Annotated in this window: 6 protein-coding genes; all 6 read left to right on the top strand. The window is 68.4% G+C overall.

From position 1 onward, the window contains the following. The first annotated feature begins 90 nt into the window (after positions 1-90). A complete protein-coding gene (locus tag AC1G9L_RS10550; protein WP_019800689.1) occupies positions 91-2,355 on the top strand; it encodes a methyl-accepting chemotaxis protein in 2,265 nt (754 codons plus the stop codon). 319 nt (positions 2,356-2,674) lie between these two features. Beyond that, positions 2,675-5,302: a methyl-accepting chemotaxis protein gene (locus AC1G9L_RS10545; protein WP_481068978.1), complete on the top strand. Its 2,628-nt coding sequence runs from the start codon at positions 2,675-2,677 to the stop codon at positions 5,300-5,302. 231 nt (positions 5,303-5,533) lie between these two features. After that, positions 5,534-6,295 carry a transporter gene (locus tag AC1G9L_RS10540; protein ID WP_019801589.1) on the top strand — a complete coding sequence of 254 codons (762 nt, stop codon included), beginning with the start codon at positions 5,534-5,536 and terminating at the stop codon, positions 6,293-6,295. 13 nt (positions 6,296-6,308) lie between these two features. Then, positions 6,309-8,678 (top strand): methyl-accepting chemotaxis protein, encoded by a 2,370-nt coding sequence (locus AC1G9L_RS10535; protein ID WP_481068976.1) that lies wholly within the window; start codon positions 6,309-6,311, stop codon positions 8,676-8,678. A 249-nt stretch (positions 8,679-8,927) separates the two neighbouring features. Then, entirely contained in the window at positions 8,928-11,177 is a 2,250-nt protein-coding gene (locus AC1G9L_RS10530) for a methyl-accepting chemotaxis protein (protein WP_481068975.1), read from the top strand. 352 nt (positions 11,178-11,529) lie between these two features. Then, complete coding sequence (locus tag AC1G9L_RS10525) at positions 11,530-13,773, top strand: methyl-accepting chemotaxis protein (protein ID WP_019799140.1); 2,244 nt, start codon at positions 11,530-11,532, stop codon at positions 13,771-13,773. Positions 13,774-14,064: the final 291 nt, after the last annotated feature.

The following is a 14,064-nucleotide window of genomic DNA, read 5'->3' as shown; positions in this document are numbered from 1 at the left end:
CCAACGCACGCCGTGTCTCTGTGCCCGCGTCAACCGCCGACGTCGCATCCCTGCGCGCCGAGCCACCTTTTTGCCCCTTGGAGATGTGAAATGACCCGCTTTCTGCAACGCTACAACGTCGGTATGCGCCTATCGGCCGCATTCGGCCTGCTGATTGTTCTTTCGGTGATCCTGGTGATCATCGGGCTGTCCGGCATGGCCGACGCGCGCAAGCAGTTGGACATGATCGTGCTGGACCGCATGGCGAAGATCGAATTCAGCAACCAGATGCTCGACGCCAATTCCTCGGTGCTCGTCGCCCTGAGCACTTACACCACCTCCACCGATCCTGCGATCCGCAAGCAAGCATTGGAGACGTTCACCAAGCAGCGCGAGCGCTACGCCGCGGCACGCGTCAAGATCGACACGCTCTCAAGCACCCCGACCGGCCGCGCGATGCGGGCGGACATGGATGCCAAGCGTGCCGTCGCGAAGAAGATCAATGACGCCATCGTGGCGACGCGCGAAGCGGGCGACATCGCCAAGGCTGTGGAGATGCTCAATCGCGACGCGCTGCCCGCGACCCTGGCATGGCAGAGCAAGATCCGCGAGTTCGCCGATCGGCAGAAATCGCAGGCGGCCGCGGGCTACCAGGCCGCGCTGGACGCGATGCAGCGCGGCCGCATGCTGCTGATCGGCGGCACCGTGCTGGCGCTGGCGCTCAGCGTACTGCTGGCACTGACCATCACCCAGAGCCTGACCGCGCCGCTGCGCCTGGCCACCCGCACCGCCGAGGCCATCGCCGATGGCCACATGGACAATGCCGTGCGCACCGAGGCCCGCGACGAGACCGGCCGCCTGTTGAACGCCATGGGACGCATGCAGCAGCAGTTGCAGGCCGTGCTCGCCGCGCAGGCCGAGATGGCGCAGCGCCACGACGCCGGCCAGATCAGCTACCGCATGGACGAAAGCACCTTCCCCGGCGACTACGGCCGCATGGTCCGCGACAGCAACGCCCTGGCGGCCTCGCACATCGCGGTGAAGCTGCGCCTGGCGCAGATCATGGGCCGCTACGCCATCGGCGACCTGTCCGACGACATGGACCGCCTGCCCGGCGAAAAGGCCGTGCTCACCGAGACCATGGACAAGGTGAAGCAGAACCTCACCGCGATGAACCACGAGATCAAGCACCTGGCCGGCGCTGCAGCCGCAGGCGACTTCAGCGTGCGCGGCGACGCCGAGCGCTTCCAGTACGACTTCCGCCTGATGGTCGACAGCCTCAACCAGTTGATGGCCACCGCCGACGGCAACCTGCAGGCGCTGTCCGCCCTGCTGCAGTCGATTGCCGCCGGCGATCTGACCGCGCGCATGCACGGCCAGTTCCAGGGCGTGTTCGCCACCATGCGCGACGACGCCAACGCCACCGCCGAACAACTCGCGGCGATCGTCGCGCGGATCCAGACCGCGGCGGTCAGCATCAACGGCGCCGCCAGCGAGATCGCCGCCGGCAACGACGATCTGTCGCGCCGCACCGAGCAGCAGGCCGCCAGCCTGGAAGAGACCGCCGCCTCGATGGAGGAGCTGACCTCCACCGTCAAGCAGAACGCCGAACACGCCCGCCAGGCCAACCAGCTCGCCACCGGTGCGGCCACGGTCGCCTCGCAGGGCGGCGCGGTGGTCGGCCAGGTCGTGGAGACAATGAGCGGGATCGAGGCCTCGTCGAAGAAGATCGCCGACATCATCAGCGTCATCGACGGCATCGCGTTCCAGACCAACATTCTGGCGCTCAACGCGGCGGTTGAAGCCGCGCGTGCCGGCGAACAGGGCCGCGGCTTCGCGGTGGTCGCCAGCGAGGTGCGTACCCTCGCCCAGCGCTCGGCCAACGCCGCCAAGGAGATCAAGGGTCTGATCGACGACTCCGTCGGCCGTGTCGCCCAGGGCTCGGCGCTGGTCGACCAGGCGGGCAAGACCATGCAGGAGATCGTGACCTCGGTGCAGCGTGTCACCGACATCATGGGCGAGATCGCCGCCGCCTCGCAGGAGCAGTCGGCCGGCATCGAGCAGGTCAACCAGACCGTCACCCAGATGGACGAGACCACCCAGCAGAACGCCGCCCTGGTCGAGGAAGCCACCGCCGCCGCCCGCTCGATGGAAGAACAGGCCGGCCAGTTAAGCCAGGCCGTGGCTGTGTTCAAGATCGAGGCGAGCAGCGCCCCGCTCGGCCAGCCTACTGTCGCCAGCGTTCCCAGCGCACCGGCTCGCCCGGTCGCCCGTTCGGCGGCCAAGCCGGTGGCCAAGTCCGCTCCTCGCCCGGTCCGACCATCGGCCCGTCCGGTCGCGGTCGCGGCGGGCGACGACAGCTGGCAGGAGTTCTGAGCCCACGCAGCGGCCGTCCATCCAGCGTCAACGGCCCCGGGAGCACGCGCTCCCGGGGCTTTTTCATTTCTCGCCTTACGCTCGGCAAGTGCCGAGCGCTCTCGTCCCGCGCCAAGGCCGCCTCTGTCGCGTGGGGGCGCAGCCGGCCCCGACGCTGGAACGCCTGGCGTATCGCACCCTAAACGCCCACTAAATTTTTGGGATGCCGTGCCGATAACGGAAGGGTCGCGCATGTCTCCGCTTCGTTTGCGGTGCCCGCAGGCTAGAAGCTCCAGTTCACGACGCGCGCGCGCTCCATCCTCCCATCGAGACGACCGCGATGCCCACGACGTCCTCCACACGCCCGAGCAGTGTCGCCACCCGCCTGATGCTGGGCGTGGCCGCGATCGCCCTGCTGTGCTTCGGCATTACCGCCGCCATCATCTACGCCCGCAGCAGTTCCGCCCTGCTCGCCTCGGCCAAGGTCGGCATGACCGACGCCGCGCGCCTGGAATCGGAGCGCATCGGCAACACCATCGGCGCCTCCGCCGTCTCCAACCAGGCGCTGGCCAATGCGCTGCTCGCCCAGCGCGGCCAGGACAAGGCGCGCGAGCTGTTCAGCGACAGCCTGCGCCGCGAACTGCAGCACCACCCGGACTGGACCGGCATCGGCACGCTGTGGGAACCGCAGGCGCTGGACGGCAAGGACGCGGACTACGCCAACAGCGCGGGCCATGACGCCAGCGGCCGCTACATGGTGTACTGGTCCTGGCAGAACGGAAAACTCGTGCGCGATCCGCTGCGCGACTACGACGTGGCCGGCGCCGGCGACTGGTATCTGAATCCGCGCAAGCTGCTGCGCCCAACGGTCGCCGAACCCTACGATTACGAGATCGCCGGACAGAAGGTGCTGATGACCACGGTCAGCACGCCGATCCTGGAAGACGGCAGGTTCCTGGGCGTGGTCACCACCGATTTCGGCCTGGCCGCGCTGCAGCAGCGTGTGGCCAAGCTGCGCCCGCTCGGCGCTGGCCACGTGCGCCTGCTCTCGCCCGGCGGCGCCATCATCGCCGACCGCGATCCCGCGCTGGTCGGCAAGACGCTGCAGGATCCGGCCACCCGCGCCTTGCTGGCCGACATCGCCCAGGGCAAGACCGTCAGCCGCGACACCGTGGATCCGCAGACCGGCGCCACCGACGTGGAAGTGTACGTGCCGCTGCAGATCGGCCAGGCCCAGGAGCGCTTTGCGCTGGGTGTGGCGGTGCCGAAGGCGGTGCTGATGGCGCCCGCGCACCACCTGCTGTGGACCATCGCCGCCGTCGGCCTGTGCGCCGCGCTGCTGCTCAGCGGCGGTCTGTACCTGCTGCTGCGCCGGCTGGTGGTCAAGCCGCTGGCGAGTGCGGTGGAAGTGTCCAGTGCGGTCGCCGCCGGCCGCCTGGACAGCCGCATCCAGTACCCGCGCAACGACGAACTAGGACAGTTGCTGGGGTCGTTGCAGCGCATGCAGCAGCAGCTGCGCGCGGTGCTCGACGCGCAGAAGGAAATGGCCCATCGCCACGATGCCGGCGAGATCAGCTACCGCATGGACGAGCGCGCCTTTCCCGGCGACTACGGGCGCATGGTCCACGACAGCAATGCCCTGGCCGCCTCGCACATCGCGGTGAAGATGCGCCTGGCGCAGATCATGGGCCGCTATGCCATCGGCGACCTGTCCGAGGATATGGACCGGCTGCCCGGCGAAAAAGCGGTGCTGACCGAAACGATGGACACGGTCAAGCGCAACCTGACCGCGATGAACACCGAGATCAAGCACCTGGCCGGCGCCGCCGCGGCGGGCGATTTCAGCGTGCGTGGCGATGCCGAGCGCTTCCAGTACGACTTCCGCCTCATGGTCGAAAGTCTCAATCAGTTGATGGCCACCGCCGATGGCAACCTGCACGCGCTGTCCACGCTGTTGCAGGCGATCGCCGCCGGCGACCTGACCGCGCGCATGCACGGCGACTTCCAGGGTGTGTTCGCGACCATGCGCGACGACGCCAATGCCACCGCCGAGCAGTTGGCGGCGATCGTCACGCGGATCCAGACCGCCGCGATGAGCATCAACGGGGCCGCGGCCGAGATCGCCGCCGGCAACGACGACCTGGCGCGCCGCACCGAGCAGCAGGCGGCCAGCCTGGAAGAGACCGCGGCATCGATGGAGGAGCTGACCTCCACCGTCAAGCAGAACGCCGAGCACGCGCGCCAGGCCAACCAGTTGGCCGCCGGCGCCGCCGCGGTGGCCTCGCAGGGCGGCACACTGGCCAGCCAGGTCTCGGACAAGATGAGCGGCATCGAGACCTCGTCCCGCAAGATCGCCGACATCATCGGCGTCATCGACGGCATCGCTTTCCAGACCAACATCCTGGCCTTGAATGCTGCGGTGGAGGCGGCCCGCGCCGGCGAACAGGGCCGCGGCTTCGCCGTGGTCGCCAGCGAAGTGCGCACCCTCGCCCAGCGTTCGTCGAATGCGGCCAAGGAGATCAAGACCTTGATCGACGATTCGGTCGAGCGTGTCGCCGAGGGCTCGGCCCTGGTCGAACAGGCCGGCACCACCATGCAGGAGATCGTGGCCTCGGTGCAGCGCGTCACCGACATCATGGGCGAGATCGCCGCCGCCTCGCAGGAGCAATCGGCCGGCATCGAGCAGGTCAACCAGACCATCACCCAGATGGACGAGGCCACCCAGCAGAACGCCGCACTGGTCGAGGAAGCCACCGCGGCGGCACGCTCGATGGAAGACCAGGCCGGCCACCTCAACCAGGCCGTGGCGCTGTTCAAGCTGGAGACCGGCGCCAAGGCGGGGACCGTTGCACCGGCGCCCGCACGCCGTCCTGCCGCGGCGACGCCACGGCGGCCGGCGGCGGCGCCGTTGCGCGCGGTCCCGCACGCGACCGCGCCGCCGGACGACGCGCAGTGGCAGGAATTCTGAGCCGCCCCACCGTCCCTGACACGCGCGAGGCGCCCGAGCGCCTCGCGCGCCCTCCAGCCCTCTGGTGCGTCGATCGCCGCAGAGCGCTTAGCACGTCACGTTCGTAAAGAAACGGTCTTCAGGGTCGATATAGACAGCGGAACTGCCACGCCATGGGCACCGCACGCGCCTCGGCGCCGGACGCACTGCGCCCGGATCCCCGGTTCCGACCGAACCGCCATGGGAGGCGCCATGAAGCCAGTCGTTCTTGCCAGTTGTCTGACACTGTTCGGCCTCGCCGGAGGGGCGCATGCCGAAGCCGAGCCGATCGCTACCGATCGCCCCGACTTCGTGGAATCCAGCCTCACCGTCGGCGACCGGCGCCTGCAGGTAGAAACCAGCGTGGCCTGGGAACGCGACGGCGACGTGGATGGCTACACCACGCCCCCCCTGTTCCGTTACGGCATCGGCCCGAGCTGGGAACTGCGCGTGGAAACCGACGGCTGGCAGACCATCGACGTCCCGGTCGGCGACGACGTCTCCGGCTTCTCCGACATCTCGCTCGGCCTCAAGCACCACCTCGCCAGCGAGATCGGCGGCGCTTCGCTGGCCTGGCTGCTGCATGTGGACCTGCCCAGCGGCGCGCGCGACGTGCGCGGCAGTGGTGCCCGCCCGTCGTTCCGTCTGGTGGCCGAATGGGAACTCAGCGAGAGCGTCTCGCTGGGCATGATGCCCGGCGTGATCCGCGACGAGGGCGACGGCGGACATCGCTACACCGCCGGCATCTTCGGCGTGGTGCTGGGCAAGGCCTGGAACGATCGCACCCGCTCGTTCGTGGAACTGGCCCTGCCGCAGATCGCGCATGCCGACGACGGCGGCACCGTCGCCCTGCTCGACGTGGGCTCGGCCTGGTTGCTCAGCCAGGACGTGCAGCTGGACGTGGTGTACAGCCGCGGCCTCAACGACCGTTCGCCGGACCACGCGCTCGGCGCGGGCCTGTCCTTCCGTTTCTGATCGGGCCACACCGATGAAAATCATGCATATGCTCGGGATCCTGGTGCTGGTGGCGGTGCTCGCCCTGCTCGCACTGAGCGGGGTCGGCTACGGCGCCCAGCAAGGCCTGCTGCGCTCGGTCGCCGCGCAGGTCACCTCTTCGGACGCGCTGCGCAACCACATGCAGGCCGACATGATGCACGACGCCCTGCGCGGCGACGTCACGTCCGCGCTCCTGGCGGCGGCGCGGCAGGATGCGGACGGGGTCAAGGCGGCGCGCACCGCGCTGGGCGAACACGCCGGCCAATTCCGCAAGGCGCTGGACGACAACCAGAAGCTGCCGCTGGACGGCACCCTGCGCGCGCAGCTGGATGCGGCGGGGCCAGCGCTGCAGCGCTACATCGCCGCCGCCGACAAGGTGGTGACGCTGGCCGAGACCCACGGCGACAGCAGCGCCGCCTATGCGGACTTCACCGCGCAGTTCACTCGGCTGGAAAGCGAGATGGACACGATCAGCGACAGCATCCTGGCGCTGAACGAGCAGAGCCGCAAGGCCGCCGAACAGCAGAGCCAGCGCGCCACCTGGCAGCAGGCCGGCGCGGTACTGGTCGCCATGCTGTGCCTGGCCGCCGCCGCGGCCTGGATCCTGCGCTCGGTCGCGCAGTTGCTCGGCGGCGAGCCGCGGGTGGCGATGGACGCCGCCCAGCACATCGCCGAGGGCCGCCTGGACCAGCCGATTCCGGTCGCCGCCAGGCACGGGCGCAGCCTGATGGCGGCGCTGGCGCGGATGCAGCGCGAACTGCGCGAGCGCATCGAACGCGAACGCAGCGTCGCCGCGGAGAACCTGCGCATCCGCACCGCCTTGGACAATGCCTCCACCGGCATGTACATCGCCGATCCCGACCTGACCATCATCTACGCCAACACCGCGCTGCAGACCCTGCTGCAGACCCACGCCGAGGACATCCGCGCCTGCGCGCCGGCGTTCGACCGCACCGCACCGCTGCTGGGCCAGTCGGTGGCGCTGCTGGAAGTGGGCAATTCGCAGGACGCGGAAATCTACCAGCGGCTGGACCGGCAAGGTGCGGCGCAGCGCGAGGTCCGCTACCGCGAGGTCTGCATCGCCCAGGAGATCTCCGCCATCCGCAATGCCGAGGGCGCGCACCTGGGCTTCGTCTGCGAATGGCGCGACCGCACCGCCGAGACCCGGGTGGAAGCGGAAGTGGCCGCGGTGGTGCGCAGTGCCGCCGCCGGCGACCTGTCGCAGCGCATCGACCGCACCGGCAAGCAAGGCTTCTTCCTGATGCTGGCACAGCAACTCAACGGCCTGCTCGACGCCAACGCCATCAGCATCGCCGAGGTCTCGCGGCTGCTCAGCGCGCTGGCCGACGGCGATCTCGGCGCGCGCATGCACGGCGAGTTCCATGGCATCTTCGCCACCATGCGCGACGACGCCAACGGCACCGCCGAGCGCCTGGCCGACATCGTCGGCCGCATCCAGCGTGCCGCCGGCGACATCCACAGCGCCGCCACCGAAATCGCCCAGGGCAATAGCGATCTCTCGCAGCGCACCGAGCAGCAGGCGGCCAGCCTCGAAGAGACCGCCGCCTCGATGGAAGAGCTGACCGCCACGGTCAAGCAGAACGCCGAGCACGCACGCCAGGCCAACCAGCTCGCCGCCGGCGCCGCCGCGGTCGCCTCGCAGGGCGGCACAGTGGTCGGCCAGGTGGTCGAGACCATGAGCGGCATCGAGACCGCATCGAAGAAGATCGCCGACATCATCTCGGTCATCGACGGCATCGCCTTCCAGACCAACATCCTGGCGCTCAACGCCGCCGTCGAAGCCGCCCGTGCCGGCGAACAGGGCCGTGGCTTCGCCGTGGTCGCCAGCGAGGTGCGCGTGCTGGCGCAACGCTCGGCCAATGCCGCCAAGGAGATCAAGGGCCTGATCGACGACTCGGTCGGCCGCGTCGCCACCGGCGCCGAGCTGGTGCAGCGCGCCGGCCAGACCATGCAGGAGATCGTGGCCTCGGTGGGCCGCGTGACCGACATCATGGGGGAGATTTCCGCGGCCTCGCAGGAGCAGTCCGCCGGCATCGAGCAGGTCAACCGCACGGTGACGCAGATGGACGAGAGCACGCAACAGAACGCTGCGCTGGTCGAGGAAGCCACCGCCGCGGCCCGCTCGATGGAGGACCAGGCCGCGCAGTTGAGCGACGCGGTGGCGGTGTTCCGATTGGAACAGCACGCCACGCGTGCCACCCCTGCCCCAGCCTTCGTCGCCACGGTGGTGGCCGGCCATTCGGCCACCGCTGCAACGTCGCATGCCACGCAGGCATCCCAGCCGAACGCGCAGGCCATCGCCGACGCGATCGGCACCGAATGGCAGCCGCTGACCGCGTGAGGAACCACGTAGGGAAATGAATCAGACAGCGTCGGGAATCGTCTTACGACCAACGACGTATCGAGGAATGTGCCGTCACGCCGATATCACATTCGGGTGACGGCGAAACATGTTGTACAGCAACGCAGTGGTTTTCCTTTCTTCACTTTTCTGACCGCTACGCCCCCCCTCCGGTCGCGCACCTGCCGCCGGAGCCAACAGGGACAAGGACCTGGACGTCCCAGGGACACCGTCAACGAAGAGGTCGACATGAATGCCTTTCTGCAACGCTACAACGTCGGACGCCGGCTTGCTGGTGCGTTCGGTCTGCTGATCCTGTTGTCCTGCCTGCTGGTCGCAGCCGGCATGGTCTCCATGTCGCGCGCCCAGACCGAGCTGGACCAGATCGTCAAGAAGAACGTCGAGAAGACCCGCATCAGCAACGACATGCTCGACGCCAACAACAAGATCCTTGGCGCGCTGGGCACGCTGGCGATGGTGACCAGCGACGAACTCAACCAGCAGGCTGTGGCAGAGGTCAAGAAGCAGCGTCAGCGCTACACCGAATTGCGTGCCGAGCTGGACAAGTTCCCGCCCTCCGCAAAAGGCAAGGTTGTACGTGCCAAGATCGACGCGGCACGGGCGACCGCGCGCGCCCTGAACGACCAGGTCATCGCGCTGTCTCTCGCCAGTCGCAACGACGAAGCGCAAACCCTGCTGATCAATCGCTCGCGCCCTGCGACCCTTGCCTGGAACGGCTACATCCGCGAGAACGTGGACCTGCAGAACGAGCAGTTGCAGACCGCCTACGCCAACGCGACGCAGGCCATCGCCAATGGCCGCAACCTGTTGCTCGCCGGCGGTGTCATGGTGCTGCTGGTCAGCGGCCTGCTGGGCTGGACCATCACCCGCAGCCTGACCCAGCCGCTGCACCGTGCCACACGTGCCGCGGAAGCCATCGCGAGCGGGCGCCTGGACAACGACGTTGCCACCGACGCGCGCGACGAACCGGCGCGGCTGCTGAATGCCATGCACACCATGCAGACGCAATTGCGCAACCTGATCCGGGCGCAGGAAGAAATGTCGCGCCGCCACACCCTCGGCGAGATCAGCTACCGCATGGACGAGACCGCGTTCATGGGCGACTACGCGCGCATGGTGCACGACGTGAACAAGATGGTCGGCGATCACATCGCAGTGAAAATGCAGACCGTGCATCTCATCGAACGCTACGCGATCGGCGACCTGTCCCAGGACATGCCGCAGCTGCCCGGCGAGAAGGCCACGATCACCACGGCGATGGCTGCGGTGAAGGGCAATCTGATGCGCATGAGCGGCGAGATCAACCAGCTCGCCGCCGCCGCCCTGGCCGGCAATTTCGCCGCACGCGGAGACGCCGTCTACTTCCAGTACGATTTCCGCGCCATCGTCGAGAGTCTCAACCAACTGATGGCCACCGCCGACGGCAACCTGCAGGCACTGTCGCAGATGCTGCAGTCGATCGCCGCCGGTGACCTCACCGCGCGCATGCACGGCGACTTCAATGGCGTGTTCGCCAGGATGCGTGACGACGCCAACACCACCGCCGAGCAGTTGGCGGCGATCGTCGGCCGCATCCAGACCGCCGCAGTCAGCATCAATGCCGCGGCCACCGAGATCGCTGCCGGCAACGACGACCTGTCGCGCCGCACCGAGCAGCAGGCCGCCAGCCTGGAGGAAACCGCCGCTTCGATGGAGGAACTGACCTCCACCGTGAAGCAGAACGCCGAACACGCGCGCCAGGCCAACCAGTTGGCGGTGGGTGCGGCGGCCGTCGCCTCGCAAGGCGGCAGCGTGGTCGGCCAGGTCGTCGAGACCATGAGTGGGATCGAGGCGTCCTCGAAGAAGATCGCCGACATCATCAGCGTCATCGACGGCATCGCCTTCCAGACCAACATCCTGGCGCTCAACGCCGCGGTGGAAGCGGCCCGTGCCGGCGACCAGGGTCGCGGTTTCGCCGTGGTCGCCAGCGAAGTACGCACCCTGGCGCAGCGCTCGTCGAACGCGGCCAAGGAGATCAAGGGGCTGATCGACGACTCGGTCACGCGCGTGACCGAAGGTTCGGTCCTGGTGGACCAGGCCGGCCGCACCATGAGCGAGATCGTGGCATCGGTGCAGCGCGTGACCGACATCATGGGCGAGATCTCCGCCGCCTCGCAGGAGCAGGCGACCGGCATCGAACAGGTCAACCAGACGGTGGTGCAGATGGACGAGACCACCCAGCAGAACGCGGCCTTGGTGGAAGAGGCCACCGCCGCAGCGCGTTCAATGGAAGAACAGGCCGGTCAGCTCACCAGCACCGTGGCGCTGTTCAAGATCGACAGTATCGGCGAAGCGGCCGGCGGCATGCGCCCGGCCCCGGTACGCGGGCCGTCCGTTGCGGCCAACGCACCGCGTGTCGCCAAGGCAGCAGTCCGTTCGCACAAGCAGCCCGCCAAGCGCGCTGCGGTCGCGGTCGGCGGCGACTGGCAGGAGTTCTGAGTCGCACGGTCGCCATGCCGCGGGCATGGCGACCGCTTCGGCGGCATCGCCCGGTATCCACCGAGCAGCCAGCCCATCCATGCACCCATGCATGCCCGCAAGACGCAAGGCAAAGACCGGTGCATTACGCGCCAGCGCATGTCGGAATCATGTCGGATTTCGCCCTCGCCGACCAGCACGCGCCAGAGGGCGGACAGCTTCCTGAGCGCTTGCCAACAATTCGGTGAGAAATGCTCAACTTCTCACCGACATGTCGATATTGAGGGTGCGACACGGCATTGCCAGGTCGTGTCGCAATCGCTGGTCGTCAGCACTTGCGCCCCGGTTCCCCTCTGTCCCCCGAAGGTCGGCTATGAACGCACTTCTGCAACGCTATAACGTCGGTCGGCGCCTGGGCATGGCGTTCGGCATCCTCATCCTGCTGTCCGGCGTGCTGGTCGCCATGGGCCTGTTGACCATGGCCAGGGCGCATCGCGAACTGGACAGCATCGTCAACCGCAACATGGAAAAGGTGCGCCTCTCCAACGAGATGCTGGATGCCAACACCAACGTGCAGATCGGGCTGTTGTCCATCACCATCGTCGATGGCGATGCGGCCAACCAGAAGATGATCGACATCGTGCAGCGCAACCGGGCGCGCTACAAGGCCGCGCACGATGCATTGTCGGCGATGCCGGCCACCCCGGCCGAACGCCAGGCCATGGCCACGATCGAGAATGCGCGCGCGCAGTCGGTGCAGCTCAACAATCAGGTGATGGCGCTGGGCGAGAAGGATCTCAACACCCAGGCGCAGGCGTTGCTGCTGGGCGATGCCGCGGTGGCGATGGAGAAGCAACAGGCGGCGATCCGCGCCAATGCCGATCTGCAGCGGCGCTTGAGCCGGGAAGCCTATGCGATCTCCTCGGCAGCGATGGCGCGCGGCCGCATCATCCTGATCTCCGGCGGCCTTGCGGTCCTGCTGGTCAGCGGCCTGCTGGGCTGGACCATCACCCGTAGCCTGACCGGGCCGCTGGGCCGCGCCACCCGCGCCGCCGAGGCCATCGCCGACGGCCGCCTGGACAACGACGTGGCGACCGATGCGCGCGACGAACCCGGCCGCCTGCTGGTCGCGATGAGCCGCATGCAGACCCAGTTGCAGCGCTTCTCCAGCGAAACCGCGCTGATGATCGAACTGCATGCCGACAAGGACATCAGCCACCGCATGCCGCAGGACTTCCCGGGCGTGTACGGCGAGCTGAGCAAGGGCATCAACACCATGATGTTCGAGCACCTGGACGCCATCGTCGACGCCATCGCCGTCCTCAACGAATACGCCAACGGCGACTTGCGCCGCGACGCGCGCCGCCTGCCCGGCAGTCGTGCGGTGCTGCACGAGTCGATGGATGCGGCCAAGGCCAGCCTGTTGGCGATCAATACCGAGATCAAGCGCCTGGCCGCCGCCGCCGCGGCCGGCGATTTCAGCGCCCGCGGCGACGCCGCGCACTTCCAGCACGACTTCCGGCTGATGGTGCAGGACCTCAACGCGATGATGGAGGTCAGCGACCGCAACCTCGGCAAGCTGTCGGCGCTGCTGCAGGCCATCGCCGCCGGCGATCTCACCGCGCGCATGCACGGCGAGTTCCAGGGGGTGTTCGCGCGGATGCGCGACGACGCCAACGCCACCGCCGACCAGTTGACCGGCATCGTCGGCCGCATCCAGACCGCCGCGGTCAGCATCAATGCCGCCGCCACCGAGATCGCCGCCGGCAACGACGACCTGTCGCGCCGCACCGAGCAGCAGGCCGCCAGCCTGGAAGAAACCGCCGCCTCGATGGAGGAGCTGACCTCCACCGTGAAGCAGAACGCCGAACACGCCCGCCAGGCCAATCAGTTGGCGGTGGGCGCCGCCTCGGTCGCCTCGCAGGGCGGCGACGTGGTCGGCCAGGTCGTCGAGACCATGAGCGGCATCGAGGCATCCTCGAAGAAGATCGCCGACATCATCTCGGTGATCGACGGCATTGCCTTCCAGACCAATATCCTGGCGCTCAACGCCGCGGTGGAAGCCGCCCGTGCCGGCGAACAGGGCCGCGGCTTCGCGGTGGTCGCCAGCGAAGTGCGCACCCTGGCGCAGCGTTCGGCCAATGCCGCCAAGGAGATCAAGACGCTGATCGACGACTCGGTCAGCCGTGTCGCCACCGGCTCGGCCCTGGTCGACCAGGCCGGCAAGACCATGCAGGAGATCGTGAGTTCGGTGCAGCGCGTCACCGACATCATGGGCGAGATCTCGGCTGCTTCGCAGGAGCAGTCGGCCGGCATCGAACAGGTCAACCAGACCGTCACCCAGATGGACGAGACCACCCAGCAGAACGCCGCGCTGGTCGAAGAAGCCACCGCCGCCGCGCGCTCGATGGAAGAGCAGGCCGGCCAGCTCAGCGATGCGGTCGCGCTGTTCAAGATCGACAGTGTCGCCAGCATCGCGCGGCCGGCCGCGGTGCGCGCGGCGCCGGCCAAGCCGCTGGCCCGGGTCGCGAGCAAGGCCGGCACGGCCCCACAACCGGCGGTACGCAGCCCCGTGGTGGCCGCCGCCAGCAATGGCGACGCCTGGCAGGAGTTCTGAGGCCATGGTGGCGAGGGCGCACACGGCCTCGCCACCTCGCGTCTGTCAGCGGCACCCCCAGTCGTCCCTGGCCTGATCGAACGCCGGCTGCGTGGACACGCGCAGCCGGCGATCGGCTGTCCACGCGTCTACGCGCATCGCGCGTCTCCTTCGGCACGTCAGCGCCGACCTGCCTCGTGCGCCCCCGCGTCACAGCGGCGCAGCCCGCTCTGTCGGCCGCGTGCGAAACCAGCAGCGCGGGCACGCAACGCGCCCATCGCGCGAACGGATCGGGCGAGGACGTTCCTCCCA

This window comes from Xanthomonas sp. NCPPB 1132 (assembly GCF_056629235.1).
This window is presented reverse-complemented; position numbering and strand designations above follow the sequence as displayed.

Coding starts and splice junctions, on each gene's coding strand:
- AC1G9L_RS10550 (WP_019800689.1), top strand. CDS start 91: ATGACCCGCTTTCTGCAACGCTACAACGTCGGTATGCGCCTATCGGCC.
- AC1G9L_RS10545 (WP_481068978.1), top strand. CDS start 2,675: ATGCCCACGACGTCCTCCACACGCCCGAGCAGTGTCGCCACCCGCCTG.
- AC1G9L_RS10540 (WP_019801589.1), top strand. CDS start 5,534: ATGAAGCCAGTCGTTCTTGCCAGTTGTCTGACACTGTTCGGCCTCGCC.
- AC1G9L_RS10535 (WP_481068976.1), top strand. CDS start 6,309: ATGAAAATCATGCATATGCTCGGGATCCTGGTGCTGGTGGCGGTGCTC.
- AC1G9L_RS10530 (WP_481068975.1), top strand. CDS start 8,928: ATGAATGCCTTTCTGCAACGCTACAACGTCGGACGCCGGCTTGCTGGT.
- AC1G9L_RS10525 (WP_019799140.1), top strand. CDS start 11,530: ATGAACGCACTTCTGCAACGCTATAACGTCGGTCGGCGCCTGGGCATG.